Raw genomic sequence first — 18349 nt, 5'->3', positions numbered from 1 at the left:
GGAATGAAAAAACAATCAGCCGTTAATGGCAGCGTTCTCGTTTTCCAGGAATTCCTCTTCCAACGCGTCTTCATTCACTTTGTTGATTGGCTGGTTTTTACCGGCAGCGCGCGGCTTGCCTTGCAGTTTGCCAAACAGATGTTCCAGTGCGTGGTCGAGCTTGACTGCGGCGCCATCGATCGCCTGTTCCAGCGTATCGGCTTTATGGCACACAGAAACTGGTTGGTGGCCCTTTGGCCGTGCTTCCAGACGGCAACTCAGGTCGTGGGGACCGGGCTTGTCACCGTTCTCGTCCCGCAGGTAGACCTCCACACGGGTCAGGTCTTCTTCGTAGCGTTCGAGCGTGCTCTCAATGGTAGTACGTACCCACTCCTCCAGTCGGATGCTGCTTTCAATATGGTTATCGCTATTGACTTGGATTTGCATAGTTCTTCCCTTATTTCAGCTAGCTCGCCAGAGGTCACAAACTGCAACACCGGGGTGGTGAAACCATGACCTCTTGATTACACAATTGAGCACCTGCTGAAACAATTCAAGTCCTTTGCAAAGATAAATCCCACATTACAAATTAACCCTGACGACGAGCAAAAACGCTGTTAGGGTGGGGAGTTAGTTACATCTTCTTACGCCCTGCGAAACTCACAATTGCCCCTCTCCCAACGGGTGCAATCCGCGAAAAATCCCTGCTTCCTCCACCAGCCAGTCATGCACCGCACGCACGCCCGGATGGTTCAACGCGCCCGGCGCATACAGCAGCACGTAGCGTTTATGGTTGGGCACCGCCAGGCCGAACGGCACGATCAAGGTGCCGCGCTCCAGTTCATCGTTCAGCAAGGTGCGCCGGGCAATCGCCACGCCCATGCCGGCGATGGCGGCTTCGATGGTCAGGTGGTTGCGGTTGAAGGTGTGCCCGCGCCGTACGTCGGCACCGTGATAGCCGATGGCATTGAGGTAAAACTCCCACTCGGCATATTCATAACTCCCACGCCAGGCGGTGATGTCGTGCAGCAGCGGGAAATGCGCCAGGTCCGCCGGGCCATGCAAAGGCGGGCGGCCACGCAACAGGCTGGGGGCGCACACCGGGAATATCTGTTCATCCAACAGGGCTGTGGATAACAACCCTGGGTAGCTGCCGTCGTTGAGGTCGATGGCCAAGTCGAAGTCGCCTTCATGCAGGGCGATGCTGCTGTCTTCGGCGACCATGCGCAGTTGAATATCCGGAAAACGCTGCTGAAAGCGCGGTAGACGCGGGGTCAGCCACTTGCCAAGAAACGAGGGGATCGAACGCAGGCGCAAGGTGCCGCTGATCATCCCGGCGTCAAGGCGCTGCAGTTCGGCATCAATGCTGCCATAAGCCTCACCCACCACGGCCGCCAGGCGCTGCCCCTCGGCGCTGAGTTCAACGCCTCGCGCACGCCGATGAAACAGCCGAAAGCCCAGGCGCTCCTCCAGTTGGCGAATTTGCTGGCTCACCGCTCCCGGCGTGATGTGCAGTTCTTCGGCGCAGCGGGTGAACGACAGATGCCGTGCGGCGCAGGAAAACACATGCAACCACACATAGGTCTGGCCGTGGAGGGGGCGAGTCATAGCGTTTAGTCCTGCTAAAGGGTGTCTTAGGATAATTCGTTGGTCAGTGCCGAGCCATAGGCTCAGTATCGCGCCAATTCCGCCTGCTCTACAAAACATGGCAGCGATTTCTACTCCATTGCTTGTAAGGCTTTAGCATGGCTATCAGTGTTTTCGATCTATTCAAGGTGGGCATCGGCCCTTCCAGCTCCCATACTGTCGGCCCGATGCGCGCTGCCGCGACGTTCGCCCAAGCCCTGACCGACCAGCATGTGCTCAGCCAAACCCGTCGCGTCGAAGTACGCCTGTATGGCTCGCTGTCCGCTACCGGCGTCGGCCATGCCACCGACCGCGCCTGTGTCATGGGCCTGATGGGCGAATGGCCAGACCGCGTCGACCCCACCTCGATCAATGCGCGTATCCAGCAATTGCGCGAGTCCGGCCAATTGATGTTGGCAGGCTCCCAGGCAATCGCTTTCAACTGGCACACCGATCTGTTGCTGCTGGACGAAAGCCTGCCCTATCACCCCAACGCCATGTCCCTGCACGCCTATGGCGACAGCGGGCTGCTGAGCGAACAAACCTATTACTCGGTGGGCGGTGGTTTCATCATCGAAGCCGCCGAAGCCGCATCAGGCGTTGCGCCCAGCAGCGATGTGCAATTGCCCTATGACTTTTCCAGCGCTGTAGAACTGCTGGCCTTGTGCAACAAGCACGGCCTGCGGGTATCCGAGCTGATGATGGCCAATGAGCGGGCGTGGCGCAGCGACGAAGAGATCCGCAGCGGCCTGCTGCATATCTGGTCGGTGATGCGCGAATGCGTGGAACAGGGCCTGCGCGATGAAGGCATCCTGCCCGGCGGCCTGGATGTGCCGCGTCGCGCCGCGAAATTGCACCGCAGCCTGTTGGAAATCGGCAAGCCCAACGTGATCACCTCGACCTTGTCGGCGATGGAATGGGTCAACCTGTTCGCCCTCGCCGTCAACGAAGAAAACGCCGCCGGCGGGCGCATGGTCACCGCGCCGACCAATGGCGCGGCCGGTATCATCCCCGCCGTGCTGCACTACTACATGAAGTTCAACGCCGACGCGTCTGACGACGACGTGGTCAATTTCTTCCTGGCCGCCGCCGCCGTTGGCATCCTCTGCAAGAAAAACGCCTCCATTTCCGGCGCCGAAGTCGGCTGCCAGGGCGAAGTGGGTTCGGCCTGCGCCATGGCTGCTGCCGGCCTGGCCGATATCCTCGGTGCCACCCCGGAGCAATTGGAAAACGCCGCCGAAATCGGCCTGGAACACAACCTCGGCCTGACCTGCGACCCGGTCGGAGGCCTGGTGCAGGTGCCGTGCATCGAGCGCAATGCCATTGCGGCGGTCAAGGCGATCAACGCCACGCAGATGGCCCTGCGCGGCGACGGCAAACACTTCATCTCCCTCGACCGGGTCATCCGCACCATGCGCGATACCGGCGCCGATATGCATGACAAATACAAAGAAACTTCACGGGGCGGCCTGGCGGTCAGCTGGGTGGAGTGCTGATCGGAGCACTGCTACCCGCCCCAACGTGAGCCCGCGCAAAAATAATAACGAGGCAATACCGATGACTGATGTACGTACACCTGCTGCCGAAAATCCCGATGTCAGAGAAAGCACAGTAACCACCGGCTGGACCAAACACGACACCACCTGGATGCTCGGCCTCTACGGCACCGCCATCGGCGCGGGCACCCTGTTCCTGCCGATCAACGCCGGTGTCGGCGGTTTCTGGCCGCTGATCGTGCTGGCGCTGCTGGCGTTTCCGATGACCTTCTTCGCCCACCGTGGGTTGACGCGCTTCGTGCTGTCGGGCAAATCCGGCGACATCACCGAAGTGGTCGAGGAACACTTTGGTGTCGGCGCCGGCAAGCTGATCACCCTGCTGTATTTCTTTGCGATCTTCCCGATTCTGCTGGTGTACAGCGTGGCGCTGACCAACACCCTGGGCAGTTTCATGGAGCACCAATTGCACATGGCGCCGCCGCCCCGGGCGATTCTGTCGCTGGTGCTGATCCTCGGCCTGATGGCCATCGTGCGTTGCGGCCAGGGCGTGATCGTCAAGGCCATGAGCGTGCTGGTGTACCCCTTCGTGGCCGCCTTGCTGCTGCTGGCATTCAGCCTGATTCCCAACTGGAATGGCGCGTTCTTCGCCTCCGCCAGCGAAGGCATGCCGTTGCCGCTGTTCTTCAAGACATTGTGGCTGGCCATCCCGGTGATGGTGTTCTCGTTCAACCATTCGCCGATCATCTCCGCCTTTGCCGTGGACCAGAAGCGCGTCTACGGCGCCCAGGCCGAGCGCAAAAGCAGCGGCATCCTGGCCACCGCCCACGGCATGATGGTGCTGACGGTGATGTTCTTCTGCTTCAGCTGCGTGCTGGCGCTGTCACCGGCTGACCTGGCCGCGGCCAAGGCGCAGAACATCTCGATCCTGTCGTACCTGGCCAACCACTTCCAGACGCCGGTGATTGCCTACGCCGCGCCGTTGATCGCGCTGGTGGCGATCACCAAATCCTTCCTGGGCCACTACATCGGCGCCAGCGAAGGCTTCCAGGGCCTGATCGTCAAATCCCTGCGTGGGCGCAACCGTTCGATGTCGGCGAAATGGCTGGAACGCTGCACCGCGTTGTTCATGGTACTGACCTGCTGGGCCGTGGCCACCTTCAACCCGAGCATCCTGGGCATGATCGAAACCATGGGCGGGCCGATCATCGCGTGCCTGCTGTTCCTGATGCCAATGTACGCCATCCGCCGAGTGCCATCTTTGCGCCAGTATTCAGGCCAGGCATCGAATGTGTTTGTGGTGGTCATCGGGCTGATTGCGCTGTCTGCGATCGTTTTTTCCGTGATGCCCTGAATTAGCTCACTGATCTCCAAAAGCAGCACAAAAAATGTGGGAGCGGGCTTGCTCGCGAATGCGGTCCTTCAGCCAAGTATTTGTTGGCTGATACACCGTATTCGCGAGCACGCCCGCTCCCACATTTGGATTTCTGTGCCGGGTAAATCGCTGTACGGCACGGCCCTTGCTGTAGAACTTTCGAGGAAAACGGAATTTGGCCAGTGGTCAGGCAATGCGAACTAATCCCGACACCGGCCGTCAATGACTGCATGTTCTTATCAGGCGGTAACGCACCATGGACAATCCTTTTCAGATCATCACCGACACGTTCAGCCCCCAATACCGCGTCAACCTGAGCATCCAACGGCTGGACGGCAGCATCATGCTCACCCTCTCGAACGAGACCGGCGTAGTGGCAAAGCGCATGATCAGCGCCGAACAGCGCAACGACCCGCAACGCCTCAAACGCCTGGTGCAAAGCATCCAGTTCGGCATCGCCATCGAACAGGGCCACAGCGCCGTGCAAATCCTGGAGCTGATGACGGACGGCGACAGCCACAAACTCCTGCAGCGCCCGCCCGCCCGTACCCTGCCCTTCAGCGTGGGGCTTTAAAGCTCGCCCTTCTCTGTCTCCAGGCTCGCCTCGCCCTTGCGACGCGGGCTTTCGACCTTCACCGAAGGGAAGGCCGACGACGCGTAGCGCACTACCAGGATCGCGAATGCCAACAGCAAAATGCCGCCGCACAGGTAGATGATGCCCACGTCCGGCGGGTTGTGGTGCGACACGTTGGAGATCAGCAAACGCGTGAGCGCAGTGATCGCCACGTAGATCAGGAAGCGCACCGGCATGTGGTTGGTCTTGAAGTAAATCCCGACCATGGCACCCAATTCCAGGTAGATGAACAGCAGCAAGATGTCATCGATCTTGATGTGCCCGTTCTCCAGCATCCCCAGGAATTCCATCACCGCCGCCCAGGCGGTCACCGCACCAATGGCGAACAGCGCCAGGTAATGGAACGACTCGACAAACAGATTACCCAGCGACTCGGCCAGCCCATGTACTTGCTGACGCAGCCTTTCGGCCCAGTTGATTTTCACGATGATGCTTCCTTAGGTCGGCTCGACCGGATAATGCGGGGTGGACGTGACGGTTGTTCTGCATGCAGAAAAAAGGCCAGGGCTGGGGAATAAGATGGTGGCCGTATGATACGAGGCACTTAATTCCCCCCGATCGTTCCCACGCTCCGCGTGGGAACGCCGCCTGGGACGCTCCGCGTCCCTCAGACCTGCTCGTGGGTGACGCGGAGCGTCACGGGATGCATTCCCACGCAGAGCGTGGGAACGATCGAGAACCTCAGCGTGCTGTGCGAAATTTCCGGTTCAGCCTCCCATTTCCCAACTACATTAAAAACCTACTATCCAAACCCCGACGTTTGGCTTATCCTTTTAGCTGTATATAAATACAGTAGTCGCAAAAGACAACTATCGTGAAGGCATGTGAGGTGGTGAATGGCCGTCGAAGTGGTATACCGCAGCAGCCGAGATCTGGAGCGTTTGTTCATGGATAAAGCCGAAGCTGACCGTCATGACAAGATGCTTGAACTCGCTGAGTTGCTGGCAGAGGTGTTGCAAAAAGCCGTGCCGTCGTTGAGCGAGCAGCAGGTGGAAGAAGCCGGGATCTACATGGCGAAGAACCGCGATGTCTTTGCCAAGGCGTTCAAGAGCCAACCGGACGCATTGTCCGAGTTGCTGAACCCGGCTGCGGAGTAAAGCCCGAATTGAACAGGCCCTGAATCATGGATTCAGGGCCTTTTTAATGCCTGGCCTATTTGTACAGCAGGCGTTCGGCCAGCTCATCGGCCACCCGTGCGGGGGAGCGTTTTTCGGCTTGGGCGTGGGCGAAGATTTCGGTCAGGCGGCTGCCGATGTTCGACAGGTGCGCGGTGATGCCGGGCAGGTCGGTGCCGGCGTGTTTGAGGGCGACGTAGATCAGCCCGCCAGAGTTGATCACATAGTCCGGTGCGTAGAGGATGCCGCGGCCTTCCAATTGGTCGGCGATGTCCAGGTTGGTCAGTTGTGCGCTGGCCGAACCCGCCACGGCGGCGCAACGCAACTGGCCGACACTGTTACGGTTGAATACGGCGCCGACGCCGCACGGTGCGAGGATGTCGCAGGGCGTGCTGAGCAAGGCGTCGTTGGCAATCGGGTGGGCGCCCAGTTGCTCCATGGCCAGTTGCACCTTGCCGTGGTCGATGTCGCTGACCAGCAGTTCGGCACCGGCGGCATGCAGTTGTTCGGCCAGGGCGTAACCGACATTGCCCAGGCCCTGGACCGCGACGCGCAGGCCCTCGAGGTTGTCGCTGCCCAGACGCGCCATGGCGGTGGTGCGGATACCGGCAAATACGCCCATGGCGGCATGGGGCGCAGGGTCGCCGGCGGCGGTGGTGCTGGTGACAAAGCGGGTGTTCTGGGCGATGCAGTCCATGTCGGCGACCGAGGTGCCGCTGTCGATCGAGGTGATGAAGCGGCCGTCGAGTTTTTCCACACAACGGCCAAACGCCTCGAACAGCGCCGCACGGCTTTCCACGTGTACGGGGCGGATGATCACCGCCGTGCCGCCGCCCACCGGCAGCCCGGCCAGTGCGGCTTTGTAGCTCATGCCTTGCGCCAGGCGCGCAGCATCGGCCACGGCGGTTTCATCATTAGGGTAGGCCAGGTAACGACAGCCACCCAACGCTGGGCCCAGGCGACTGTTGTGGATGGCGATGATCGCCTTCAAGCCGGTCACCGGATCAACGCTCAGGTGCAGCGATTCAAGGCGGGTGCTGTGCATGAGCGCAAACATCAATGAGCTCCCGAATCACTTCTGGTAGTGGGCCAAGTATAGGCTTGCGGCAGAAAACTGCTGGATTGCGCTGGAATAAGCCGCGCGTTTTCGTGGGATCTACGACATAAGCGCGTGGGATATCTCTCAAGATGCTGGACGAAAATTCGCAGCAAGGCTAAAACGGGGGCATACGCCGGAGAACTCGATGAACCCCCGCACAGCTTTTTTCGCCTGCCTGGACCGTTCACCCCCCGCGCTGTTCGAAGCCGCGCTGTGGATTGCTGCCGAGCATGACACCAGCGTGCAACCTGCGTTGATCCTGCAGGACCTTGGTGCACTGCAACAACAGGTCAGCCTGGGCATGCCCCTGCTACCGGCGGATGAACTCGGCCAGCCGCTGCTGCGACGCATGAATGACCTGGGGTTTGCCCAGGATGACCATACGCCGTTGCGCCCCGCCGCCGCGCTGTTGGACAAGGTGCTGCAACGCAAACGCGGGCAACCCTTGGCCATGGGCCTGATCGCACTGGAGATGGCACGGCGCCTGGATATCCCCATGGTCGGCGTGAACTTCCCCGGGCACTTCCTGCTGCGGGTACCGGGTGCCGATCACCTGCTGGACCCTTGCGGCGGCCGGCGCCTGTACCCTAATGACTGTCGCGAGTTGCTGGCGCGCCAATACGGGGAGAAGCTGAAATTGCAGGCCGACCACCTGCTGACCGCCGAGCCACGGGCGATCCTGCAACGGCTGTCGCGCAACCTGCGCCAACTCTACCTTGCCAACGACGAACCGTTGGCGGCCCTGGTGGACGCCGAGCGCGTACTGGAACTGGGCAACGCCAGCGCCTCCGACTACCTGGCGCGCGCCAGCCTGTATCAACGCCTGGACTGCCCGAGCGCCGAACGCTTTGACCTGGAACACGCGTTGATGCTCAGCGACGACCCGATCCAGCGTCTGCGCCTGACCGAGCGGCTGGGGCACCTGCCGCCCAACTCAGTAATGCACTGACCCAACTCCCAACTGTAGGAGCGAGCTTGCTCGCGAAGAACGCAAGGGCACCGCGTTAAACCAGGATGCCCGCGTTATCGTTGACGTGCTTCGCGAGCAAGCTCGCTCCTACAGTGAGGGTTTGAGAACGTCGCTGTGCAGCGTGTTAGCTCCCGGCGCCCGCACTTGAATAATCAACAACGCCGCAATCACCGCCGGAATCGCGCAGAAGAAGAAAATCTGCTCGACCGGGATATGCATCGCCAGCAACAAGCTGCCAAACAGCGGCCCCAGAATCGACCCGAACCGCGCCACCCCCAACGCCCAGCCCGTGCCGGTGGCGCGCACGTGCGCCGGGTAGAAGTTGCTCGCGAAGGCATTGAGGGTCAGTTGCCCGCCGATGATGCAGAACCCTGCGGCAAACACGCAGGCCACCAGGTAGCGTGGGTTGTCGTGGTTCAAGCCCAGCAGGATGGTGCACAACGCTGCCGCCGCCAGCACGCCGGACAGCAGCCGCACTTTGCTTTTCAAACGGTCGGCAAACCAAGCCATGAGAATGGCGCCCAAGGTGCCGGCGAACAGGAACATGGAGGTAACCAGGTTGGCTTCATTCAACGCTAGGCCGCTTTCGAGCAATAGCGAAGGCAGCCAGCTGATCATGAAATACAGCAGGATCAGGCTGACAAAAAAAGTCGCCCAGATCAGCAGCGTCGGGCGCGCGTAGCCGTTGCGAAACAGCTCCACCACGGTCAGCTTGCTGCCCTGCTCCTGGCGGTTCTCGGCTTCGCTGGCGGACGGTGGCTGCCAGTCGGGCAGCATCCGCGCCGTGACCTTGTGTAAGCGCAGGTACGGCGGTGCATCGCGCAGCAAACGCGGCAGGGATTCGGGCAACAGCCATACCAGAAACGGGAACAACAGCAACGGCGTCACACCGCCCGCCAGGAACACCGCCCGCCAGCCAAAACTGTCGATAAACCCGGCCGCCACAAAGCCACCCGCCGCGCCGCCGAACGAAAAGCCACAGGCGGCCAGCGTCACCATCAAGGTGCGCAGGCGTGGTGGCGAATACTCCGACATCAACGCCATGGCACTGGGCATCGCACCGCCCATGCCGATCCCGCAGATAAACCGCGCCGCCATCAACGTGGTCAGGGAATTGGCGAACACCATCAATACCGTGAGGCTGGCGTAGATCAGCACGCACGCCAGCAGAATGCGTCGCACACCAAACCGATCCGCCAGCGGCGTCACCAACAGCGAGCCGAGGGTGAGGCCCAGCAGGTTGGCGCTGAACACGGGCCCGAACGCGGATTTTTCCAGGCCCCAATCCTGGGCCAGCGCCGGCACTACATAGCCCAGCACCTGGGCGTCATAGCCATCGGTGACCAGTAGCAGTGCCAGCAGCAGGAGAATCAACCATTGGTAGCGCGACACCGGACGGGCGTCGAGTGCCGCGCGAAAGCTGGCAATCTGATTGTGCATCGCAAGGTACCTGTTTTTTTATGATTGTTCCCACGCTCTGCGTGGGAATACAGCTCTGGACGCTCCGCGTCCGTTTTTAGAGCCGTGACGCAGAGCGCCACATGAGGCGTTCCCACGCTGAGCGTAGGAACGATCATTACTCCCACAGGGGCCTAAGGGGTGTCAGGTTGATTGGCGGGGTGTGCCTGCATGAAGGCCGGATGTTGGGCCGCCAATGCCGCCACCCGCCCGATGCGTGGGTATGCCGCCAAGGGCACCTTGAAACGCTCGGCCGCGTACAACTGCGGGATCAGAAACGCATCGGCCAGGCCCGGTTGTTCGCCAAAGCAAAACCCGGTGTCGCCAATCAACTGCTCCACCGCGCCCAGGCCCTGGCTGATCCAATGCCCGATCCACTCCAGCAATTGCGCCTCGTCGTGCCCCCACTTGCGCAGCAAGTTCTGGGTGCTGGAGTTATGCAACGGGTGGATATCACAGGCGATGATCGACGCCACCGCCCGCTCGTGAGCCCTGGCGACCCAATCCTTGGCGAGCAGCGGCGCCTGTGGATAACGCTCTTCCAGGTACTCGATGATCGCCTGTGACTGGATCAACAACGCCCCTTGATCGCTACGCAACGCCGGCACGCGCCCTTGGGGGTTGATCGCCAGGTAGCCAGGTTGGCGGTTGGCGCCGCCGGCCGGCACCAGCAGGTTGACCGGCAGCGCGGTGAAATCCAGGCCTTTGAGGGCCAGGGCAATACGTACTCGATACGACGCGGTGGAACGGTAGTAGGTATAGAGTTCCATGGCCCTGCCCTCTCAGCGCGCCGCGACCACGGTACCGCGGCATTCGCCGAAGCCGATGGAGGTAAAGCCCTCGCGACTGCAACGGGCACGCAAGATGATTTCGTCGCCATCCTCGAGGAATTTACGCACCTCACCGGAAGCCAATTCAATCGGCTTTTTACCACCTTCGGTAATCTCCAGCAGGCTGCCGAACTGCCCCGGCTGCGGGCCAGACAAGGTGCCCGACCCAAACAGGTCACCGGCCTGCAACTGGCAGCCGTTGACGCTGTGGTGCGCCACCATTTGTGCCACGGTCCAGTACATATGCTCGGTGTTGCTCAGGGTCAGGCGATGGGCGGGCAGGTTTTGTTCACGCATCGAAGCCGTGGTGAGCAGCACTTCCAGTTCGATATCAAAGGCGCCCGCGTTCTGATCGCGCTTGTCCAGCAGGTAGGGCAGCGGTTGAGGATCACCCTCTGGACGTGCCGGCTGGGCCTTGCGGAAAGGTTCCAAAGCTTCAGCGGTGACGACCCACGGCGAGATGCTGGTGATAAAGCTTTTCGACAAGAACGGCCCCAGCGGCTGGTACTCCCAGGCCTGGATATCCCGCGCCGACCAGTCGTTGAGCAGGCAGAAACCAGCGATATGCTCGGCGGCATCGCCAATGGCAATCGCATCGCCTATGGCATTGCCCTGACCGATCCAGATGCCCAGCTCCAACTCATAGTCCAGGCGCGCGCATGGGCCAAAGGTCGGCTCGGTCTGGCCGGCCGGAAGGGTCTGGCCTTTAGGGCGTCGCACCTCTGTACCCGAGGGGCGAATGGTCGAGGCACGGCCGTGGTAGCCAATGGGCACGTACTTGTAGTTGGGCAACAAGGGGTTATCGGGGCGGAACAATTTGCCGACGTTTTGCGCGTGCTCGATGCCGACGTAGAAGTCGGTGTAGTCATTGATCTTGGCCGGCAGGTGCATCTGGCAATCAGCGGCACGGTGCAGCACTTGCGCTTCGCGGGTTTGCAGCTTGCTGCCTTCGGCCAGCAGTTCCAGCAGGCGCTCGCGCAGGGCGACGCGGGGGCCACGACCGAGTTCGAAAAAGGCGTTCAGTTGGCCCCCCACCGTAGCTTCGACAGCGCGCCGGGCTTCGCCGGAAAATTCGTCCAGCGCGGCATGCAGGTCGAGAATCGCATCGCCAATCGCCACGCCACTGCGCGGTGCCGAGCCATTGATACTGAACACGCCCAGGGGCAAGTTCTGCAAGGGGAAATCCGCGTGACCATTGGCCGAGGATACCCAGCTGCGGGTCTGCGTTGGTTGAGTCATGGGTTATCTCCGGTTCGGGTTGAAGGTGGCAGGCAGCGCGGCCCAGCACGCGTCATAAGCAGGTTGCAGTTGCGGGCATTCCAGGGCGAACTGGGTCGGGCGCAGCACTTGGCTGGTCTCGAACATGAACGCCATGGTGTTGTCGATCTTGTGCGGCGCCAGGTCGGCGTTGATGGCTTTGGTGCAGGTCTCGCCATCCGGGCCGTGGGCGCTCATGCAACTGTGCAGCGATGCGCCGCCCGGCAGGAAGCCTTCGGCCTTGGCGTCGTAGGCGCCCTGGATCAGGCCCATGTATTCGTTCATCAGATTGCGGTGAAACCACGGCGGACGGAAGGTGTTCTCGGCCACCATCCAGCGTGGCGGGAAAATCACGAAGTCGAGGTTGGCCAGGCCGTGCACGCTGGTAGGCGAGGTCAAGACCGTGAAGATCGACGGGTCCGGGTGATCGAAACTCACGGTGCCGATGGTGTTGAAACGGCGTAGGTCATATTTGTACGGCACGTTATTGCCGTGCCAGGCGACCACGTTGAGCGGTGAGTGGTCCAGCTCGCAGCCCCACAGCTCACCGAGGAATTTCTGCACCAGCGGTGTGGGCTTTTTCAGGTCTTCGTAGTGGGCAACTGGCGTGAGGAAGTCGCGGGGGTTGGCCAGGCCGTTGCTGCCGATAGGGCCAAGGTCCGGCAGACGCAGCGGGGCGCCATGGTTCTCAGCAACGTAACCGCGTGCTTGCGCATCCAGCAGTTCGATACGGAACTTGAGGCCACGGGGCAGCACCACGATCTCCAGCGGCTCGACGTCCAGCACACCCAGCTCGGTGGCGATGCGCAGGCGGCCCTGTTCGGGGACGATCAGCAGTTCGCCGTCGGCATTGAAGAACACGCGCTCCATGGAGCGGTTGGCGCGGTAGTTATAGATGCTGATGCCCGAAGGTTTTTCCGCACCCGCATTGGCAACCATGCCCACCAGGCCGTCGATAAAGTCCGTCGGCTCACTCGGGATGTCCAACGGGTTCCAGCGCAAGCGGTTCGGCGTCACTGCGCCCAACGGGCCACCGGCCAATTGCCGCGCAAGCTTGACGAATGCCGGGTGGTTGGCCGACGGCTGGATGCGGTACAGCCAGGTGCGACGGGCTTCGCTGCGGGCCATGGTGAAGGCGGTGCCGGAAAACAGTTCGGTGTAGAGCCCGTAAGGGGCTTTCTGCGGCGAGTTCTGGCCGACCGGCAGCGCGCCGGGCAAGGCTTCGCTGGCGAATTCGTTGCCGAAGCCCGACAGGTATTCGAGGTTCATGGATCGTCCTCTGAGGGTCAGTTGTATTTATCGTAATCCAGTTACGCATAACGTAATTTGATCACTATCGACCGTCAAGCTATAAAGACGCCCATTCATCTCTCGGATTCTCGCCCTTCCATGGAAAAGCCCCGCGACACCGGTAAACAGAAAGTCCGCTCGGCGGAAGTCGGCACCGATATTCTCAAGGCCCTGGCCGAACTGTCGCCGGCCACCTCGTTGTCACGCTTGGCCGAACATGTGCAGATGCCGGCGAGCAAGGTGCACCGCTATTTGCAGGCCCTGATCGCTTCGGGTTTTGCCGAACAGAACAGCGCCACCAACCATTACGGCCTGGGCCGCGAAGCGTTACGCGTGGGGTTGGCGGCGCTGGGCAGCCTGGATGTATTGAAGGTCGGCGCCCTGCCCCTGGCCGAGCTGCGCGATGAATTGAATGAAACCTGCTTTCTAGCGGTGTGGGGCAACCAGGGCGCGACGGTGGTGCACATTGAGCCGGCGGTGCGTGCCGTCACCGTGGTGACGCAGTTAGGTTCGGTACTACCGCTGCTCAGCTCGTCCACCGGGCTGGTGTTCAGCGCGTACCTGCCGTCACGGGAAACTGTGGAGTTGCGTGAGCGCGAGGTTCTAGCCGGCACCGCCCACACCTTGGCGGACGATCAGGCCTATGCCAACGTGTGCGAGCAAATCCGCAGCCGCGGCCTGCACTTCGTACATGGGCTGCTGATGCCTGGCGTGGATGCATTATCAGCGCCGGTGTTCAATGCGGTCGGGCACGTGGCGGCGGTGATGACCGTGGTCGGCCCGACTTCACTGTTCCATGCCGATGAAGATGGCCCGGCGGCGCAGCGCTTGCTGGCGGCGACCCGGGCCGTGAGTTGGCGCATGGGCTATCAGCCCTGAATCAGTCTTCGCTGTGGGACAGGGCCACGGCGACGCGGTTTTCCACGGCTTTTACCTGCGCGCCAGCGACCACATAGTTGTTGGTCAACATCGCGAACACCAGCTTGCGCCCGTGAGCATCGGTGATGTAACCGCTCAATGACGACACGCCGGCCATGGAGCCGGTCTTGGCATGCAGGTTATTTTCCGCAGCCGTGCCGCGCAGGCGGTAACCCAGGCTGCCGCCGGTCATACGGTCGGCATTGCCGGCAACCGGCAGCGCGTTGTACCAGGCGTCGAACCAGGGTTGTTTGCTGGCCGCCAGCAGCAGGTCGGTGAGGGTTTGCGACGACACCAGGTTACGCCGCGACAGGCCGGAGCCGTCCACTTGGCTCACAGCGCTGGTGTCCAGCCCCTGGCGCTTGAGAAAGTCGGCCACCGCCAGGGCGCCCGCCGCCGCCGTGCCGCTGCTGGCCGTCTGGCGGCCCATGGCCTTGAGCACGGCTTCGGACATGGCGTTGTTCGAGAGCTTGAGCAGCGGCACGATCAGCTCCTGCAACGGCGCCGATTGGTGCTCAGCCAGCACCGTCACCCCAGCAGGACTTGCCCCGCCCATCACCCGACGCCCCAGCACCTTGATGCCCTGCTGCGCCAAGGCTTGCTCAAACAGGTTGGCCACCAGTTGCGTCGGCTCCCACACGCTGATCAATTGCTGGCTCTGCCGGCCAGGCGCCACCGCGCCGCTGAGCTGCAGCAGGTTGGTGCCATGGCGACGGTTGATCCCATAGCTGTTACCCGGCCCGCTGACGGCGCGGTTATTCAGTTGCAGGTAGTCGGTGGGCGGGTAGATCTCCACGCCGACCGGCGAGCCGACGTGCAACGGCGCCTTGGCGGTGACCAGCACGCTGCCAGCATCAAAGTCGGTATTGGGCGCCACGGTCAGCGCTGAAATCTGCGCGCCGTAGTAGGTGGTTTCATCATCATGGGACCAGTCCACGCCCAGCCGCTCGGCATCGAACCAGGTGTCATCGAACACCAGGTCACCCTGCACCTGGCGCACGCCCTGGCTGGCCAATTGCGCGGCGAGCGCCTGATAGTCGGCAAACTGAATACTCGGGTCGCCCAAGCCACGCAGGTACAGGTTGCCAGTCAGCCGGTCGCCCTGGCGTAGGCCATTGCTCAGCAGTTGCGTGGCGAAGCGGTACTGCGGCCCCAATACATCCATGGCTGCCGCCGTGGTCAACAGCTTGAGGTTGGACGCGGGCACCAGCCGGGTGCGTGGGTTGTGCTGATACAGCGTGGTACCTGTGCGGGCATCACGCACCATCAGCGAGACGATGGCGCCTTGCAGCGCTGGGTCGCTCAACAGCTTATCCAGGGTTGCCGGGGTGGAGGTTTGGGAGACGCTGGCGCAGCCGCCCAGCACAAAACTCAAGCCGACCAGCAGGGTGCTGGTGTGAAACCATTTTCCAAAGTGCATCAGTAGCGTTTTCCATAAGCCTGCAATGGCGGCAACGCTAACAGCTCGCTATCAATGTGGCGACCGCTTTCCTGTGGGAGCTGGCTTGCCTGCGATGCAGGCAACTCGGTGTATCAGGCAAACCCAGTCGATGCCATCGCAGCATAGTATCTACACAACTTCGTAGGTTGTAACAGCAGACGGTAACCACGATGCGAAGCGAGCCGCTCTTGATCTTGCTCTTGATCTGCTTGTGATCTTGATCTCAGGCGCCCCGTTAAACCACGCTGGCCGAACGCAGGCTTGAATTCGTGGGTAACCCGGCAGGACGCCGGGTTAGCCGCCCCGCGCCATGGATGGCGCGTGGCGGCGGCCCACGGATTCAAGCCTGTGTTCGGGCACACCGAGCCTAAGCGAGGTGCCGAGTGGTGGGGCAAGAGCGTTTTGCTTACTTTTGCGCTGTTTGTTCAAAAGTGAGCCGCTGTCAGAGCGGAACCCTAAGTGGCCGTTACCTAAATAACGGATATGTACCCGGTCCAGCTGTGTTGACTGTTAGGCCGTCTTCGCAGGCAAGCCAGCTCCCACATTGGATCTCACGCTGTCTGCAGAATCGGGGTTATAGCCCCAGCTCTGACAGGCCGGGATGATCATCCGGGCGCCGGCCCAGCGGCCAATGGAATTTGCGCTCGCTTTCCTTGATCGGCATATCGTTGATGCAGGCAAAGCGGTTGGCCATCAAGCCGTTCTCATCGAATTCCCAGTTCTCATTGCCGTACGAGCGGAACCAGTTACCCGAATCATCGTGCCATTCATAGGCGTAGCGCACGGCGATGCGGTTATCGGTGAAGGCCCACAGTTCCTTGATCAGTCGATAATCCAGCTCCTTGGCCCATTTGCGGGTCAGGAACTGCTTGGCTTCTTCGCGGTTATGGGCAAATTCGGCGCGGTTACGCCAGTTCGTATCCAGGGTATAGGCCAGGGACACGCGCTGCGGGTCGCGGGAGTTCCAGCCGTCTTCGGCCAGACGGACTTTTTCGATGGCAGACGTGCGGGTAAACGGCGGCAGGGGCGGGCGGACTTCCTCTTGGGCTGACATGGGCGTCTCCTCAAAGCAATAAAGGTTGGGTCGAAAGTTGCCTGGGCTGTGGGTTCACAGTTGCAGTAAGGTTCGCGCCATGCATTGCGCATTATCGGCAGCTGTTGAATCACCCATGACCAGGGCAACGGTAATGGCGCCATCGATCAGGATCAGCAGTTGCGCGGCCTGCTGCTCCGGGTCGGGGGTGCCATGTGCTTGGCACAGTTCAAGTGCGTACTCGAACAGTTTGCGTTTATGGGCCTTGGCCATCAGGCGCACGGGGTCTTGGGCGTCACCGGTTTCACCGCTGGTGTTGATAAAGGCGCAGCCGCGAAAGTCTGCCGAGCCGAACCAGCCTTTGAGCGCGCTGAAAAGCCCCAGCAGGCGCTCGCCGCTGTCGTCGCGGCGTTCCACTTCGCTGCGCAGCCACTGCATCCAGCGTTCGTCGCGGCGTTGCAGGGCGGCCACCACCAACTCATCCTTGTTGGCGAAGTAGCGGTAGATACTTTTTCTCGACACACCGGCGGTTTTCACCAGTAAGTCCATGCCGGTGGCAGCGATGCCATGGCGATAGATCAACTTCTCGGTGACGTCGAGGATAATGTCGCGGGTTTCATTCTGGGTTATATCGTTCATGTCGAGTACAGTAGAACGATCGTTCTTCATGGTCAACAGCGTTTTTTAAATTACCCACCGCGAGACCTGAGCAGCCTCATGGTGTAAGCTTTGGGCCTCTTCGGATTCGACCCATTGCGAGCCCTATGCCGTCGTTCTTCAAACGCTCCCTGTTGCCCAAGCTGCGCGGTTTTCCGTTGTCCAACGAGGCCATTGAGGTGCTGCCCAGCGCCGACGCCTATCGTCGCTGCCTGCTGGAGAAAATCGCCCAGGCCACGCGGCGTATCTACATCGTTGCGTTGTACTTGCAGCAGGACGAGGCGGGGCAGGAAATCTACGACGCCCTACACGCCGCCAAGGCCGCACGGCCTGAACTGGAGATCGTGGTGATGGTGGATTGGCTGCGCGCCCAGCGCGGGTTGATCGGCGCGGGCAAGCAACCGGGCAACAGCGCCTGGTACCAGGCGATGACCCAGCGCCACGCTACCGAAGTGCCGGTGTACGGCGTGCCGGTGCAAACCCGCGAGCTGTTCGGTGTGTTGCATCTCAAGGGTTTCGTGATCGATGACAGCGTGCTGTACAGCGGCGCCAGCCTGAACAACGTGTACCTGCACAAGTTCGACAAATACCGCTTCGACCGTTACCACCTGATCCATAGCCAACCCTTGGCCGATTCGATGCAGCATCTGGTGGAGCACGGCCTGGTAGCGTCCAAGGCCGTGCATCGCCTGGACCTGCCGAACCCGCCCACCACCCGCAGCCTGCGCAACGATATCGGCGACCTGCGCAGCCGTCTCAAGCATGCGACCTACGACACCACAGCCGGGCAGTTGCCCAATGGCCATCTGTCGGTCAGCCCCTTGCTGGGCGTCGGCAAGAACAACCCGTTGAGCCGGGTGATCCTCGAACTGATCGCCAGCGCCCAGCAGCAACTGACCATCTGCACGCCGTATTTCAACCTGCCATTGCCGGTGACCCGTGAGATCAACCGCGCCCTGGCACGCGGCGTGAAGATCGACATCGTGGTGGGCGACAAGACTGCCAACGACTTCTACATTCCGCCCACCGAGCCTTTCAAGGTGATTGCGGCGTTGCCGTACTTGTACGAGATCAGCCTGCGGCGCTTTGCCAAGCGGCATCAGCCGATGATCAACAGCGGCCAGTTGAACCTGCACTTATGGCGCGACGGCGATAATACTTATCACCTCAAGGG

General features: G+C 61.3%; 18 protein-coding genes. 7 read left to right on the top strand and 11 right to left on the bottom strand.

Going from position 1 to position 18349, the window contains the following annotated elements; all coding sequences use genetic code 11:
- Positions 1 to 15 precede the first annotated feature (15 nt).
- Together GIW04_RS10245 and GIW04_RS10240 are read right to left on the bottom strand one after the other, a co-directional pair.
- Positions 16 to 426 carry an HPF/RaiA family ribosome-associated protein gene (locus GIW04_RS10245; protein WP_003188815.1) on the bottom strand — a complete coding sequence of 137 codons (411 nt, stop codon included), beginning with the start codon at positions 424 to 426 and terminating at the stop codon, positions 16 to 18.
- A 213-nt stretch (positions 427 to 639) separates the two neighbouring features.
- Positions 640 to 1587 carry a LysR substrate-binding domain-containing protein gene (locus GIW04_RS10240; protein WP_032893426.1) on the bottom strand — a complete coding sequence of 316 codons (948 nt, stop codon included), beginning with the start codon at positions 1585 to 1587 and terminating at the stop codon, positions 640 to 642.
- 137 nt (positions 1588 to 1724) lie between these two features.
- Here GIW04_RS10240 and GIW04_RS10235 point away from each other — a divergent pair, with 137 nt between their 5' ends.
- The 3 genes from GIW04_RS10235 (at position 1725) to GIW04_RS10225 (ending at position 5047) form a co-directional block, all read left to right on the top strand.
- A complete protein-coding gene (locus GIW04_RS10235) occupies positions 1725 to 3101 on the top strand; it encodes an L-serine ammonia-lyase (RefSeq protein ID WP_034134805.1) in 1377 nt (458 codons plus the stop codon).
- A 61-nt stretch (positions 3102 to 3162) separates the two neighbouring features.
- Complete coding sequence (locus tag GIW04_RS10230) at positions 3163 to 4452, top strand: serine/threonine transporter (RefSeq protein WP_003188811.1); 1290 nt, start codon at positions 3163 to 3165, stop codon at positions 4450 to 4452.
- Positions 4453 to 4729: 277 nt separating this feature from the next.
- On the top strand, positions 4730 to 5047 hold the full coding sequence (locus GIW04_RS10225; protein ID WP_032893434.1) for a DUF3509 domain-containing protein: 318 nt from the start codon (positions 4730 to 4732) through the stop codon (positions 5045 to 5047).
- Here GIW04_RS10225 and GIW04_RS10220 read toward each other — a convergent pair.
- Entirely contained in the window at positions 5044 to 5532 is a 489-nt protein-coding gene (locus GIW04_RS10220) for a phosphate-starvation-inducible protein PsiE (RefSeq protein ID WP_003188808.1), read from the bottom strand. The genes GIW04_RS10225 and GIW04_RS10220 overlap by 4 nt on opposite strands.
- A gap of 411 nt (positions 5533 to 5943) precedes the next feature.
- Between GIW04_RS10220 and GIW04_RS10215 the strand changes: the two genes are divergently transcribed.
- On the top strand, positions 5944 to 6204 hold the full coding sequence (locus GIW04_RS10215) for a YebG family protein (protein ID WP_003188807.1): 261 nt from the start codon (positions 5944 to 5946) through the stop codon (positions 6202 to 6204).
- A 55-nt stretch (positions 6205 to 6259) separates the two neighbouring features.
- Here GIW04_RS10215 and GIW04_RS10210 read toward each other — a convergent pair whose 3' ends face one another.
- A complete protein-coding gene (locus GIW04_RS10210; RefSeq protein WP_034128675.1) occupies positions 6260 to 7279 on the bottom strand; it encodes a Glu/Leu/Phe/Val dehydrogenase family protein in 1020 nt (339 codons plus the stop codon).
- 187 nt (positions 7280 to 7466) lie between these two features.
- Between GIW04_RS10210 and GIW04_RS10205 the strand changes: the two genes are divergently transcribed.
- Complete coding sequence (locus GIW04_RS10205) at positions 7467 to 8270, top strand: SirB1 family protein (protein ID WP_003188805.1); 804 nt, start codon at positions 7467 to 7469, stop codon at positions 8268 to 8270.
- A 108-nt stretch (positions 8271 to 8378) separates the two neighbouring features.
- On the opposite strand, the gene GIW04_RS10200 is transcribed toward GIW04_RS10205, so the two are convergent.
- The 4 genes from GIW04_RS10200 to hmgA all read right to left on the bottom strand — a co-directional run bounded on the left by GIW04_RS10200 (position 8379) and on the right by hmgA (position 13105).
- Positions 8379 to 9731, bottom strand: coding sequence for an MFS transporter (locus tag GIW04_RS10200; protein ID WP_236478975.1), 1353 nt, complete (start codon positions 9729 to 9731; stop codon positions 8379 to 8381).
- Between the two features lie 152 nt (positions 9732 to 9883).
- The gene (gene maiA, locus GIW04_RS10195; protein WP_120248702.1) at positions 9884 to 10519 is read right to left on the bottom strand and encodes a maleylacetoacetate isomerase; all 636 of its coding nucleotides are present in this window, start codon (positions 10517 to 10519) and stop codon (positions 9884 to 9886) included.
- Positions 10520 to 10531: 12 nt separating this feature from the next.
- Positions 10532 to 11818, bottom strand: coding sequence for a fumarylacetoacetase (gene fahA, locus GIW04_RS10190; protein ID WP_034134803.1), 1287 nt, complete (start codon positions 11816 to 11818; stop codon positions 10532 to 10534).
- A gap of 3 nt (positions 11819 to 11821) precedes the next feature.
- A complete protein-coding gene (gene hmgA, locus GIW04_RS10185) occupies positions 11822 to 13105 on the bottom strand; it encodes a homogentisate 1,2-dioxygenase (RefSeq protein ID WP_003188797.1) in 1284 nt (427 codons plus the stop codon).
- Between the two features lie 120 nt (positions 13106 to 13225).
- Between hmgA and GIW04_RS10180 the strand changes: the two genes are divergently transcribed.
- Entirely contained in the window at positions 13226 to 14005 is a 780-nt protein-coding gene (locus tag GIW04_RS10180) for an IclR family transcriptional regulator (protein WP_003188795.1), read from the top strand.
- A 1-nt stretch (position 14006) separates the two neighbouring features.
- On the opposite strand, the gene dacB is transcribed toward GIW04_RS10180, so the two are convergent.
- The 3 genes from dacB to GIW04_RS10165 form a co-directional block, all read right to left on the bottom strand.
- Positions 14007 to 15464, bottom strand: a complete 1458-nt coding sequence (gene dacB / locus GIW04_RS10175; protein ID WP_120248701.1) for a D-alanyl-D-alanine carboxypeptidase/D-alanyl-D-alanine endopeptidase — start codon at positions 15462 to 15464, stop codon at positions 14007 to 14009.
- 595 nt (positions 15465 to 16059) lie between these two features.
- Entirely contained in the window at positions 16060 to 16539 is a 480-nt protein-coding gene (locus tag GIW04_RS10170) for a nuclear transport factor 2 family protein (protein WP_003191073.1), read from the bottom strand.
- Between the two features lie 54 nt (positions 16540 to 16593).
- Positions 16594 to 17157 (bottom strand): TetR/AcrR family transcriptional regulator, encoded by a 564-nt coding sequence (locus GIW04_RS10165; protein ID WP_120247997.1) that lies wholly within the window; start codon positions 17155 to 17157, stop codon positions 16594 to 16596.
- Between the two features lie 125 nt (positions 17158 to 17282).
- On the opposite strand from GIW04_RS10165, the gene pssA reads away from it, so the two are divergent.
- Positions 17283 to 18349: CDP-diacylglycerol--serine O-phosphatidyltransferase (gene pssA / locus GIW04_RS10160; RefSeq protein ID WP_236478974.1), on the top strand; the 1067-nt coding region annotated here is incomplete at its 3' end.

This window comes from Pseudomonas sp. PA-4-8C (assembly GCF_021606625.1).
Taxonomy (GTDB): Bacteria; Pseudomonadota; Gammaproteobacteria; order Pseudomonadales; family Pseudomonadaceae; genus Aquipseudomonas; species Aquipseudomonas lactis.
Note: the sequence above shows the minus strand (reverse complement) of the source record. Positions and strands in the feature narration are given on the sequence as shown.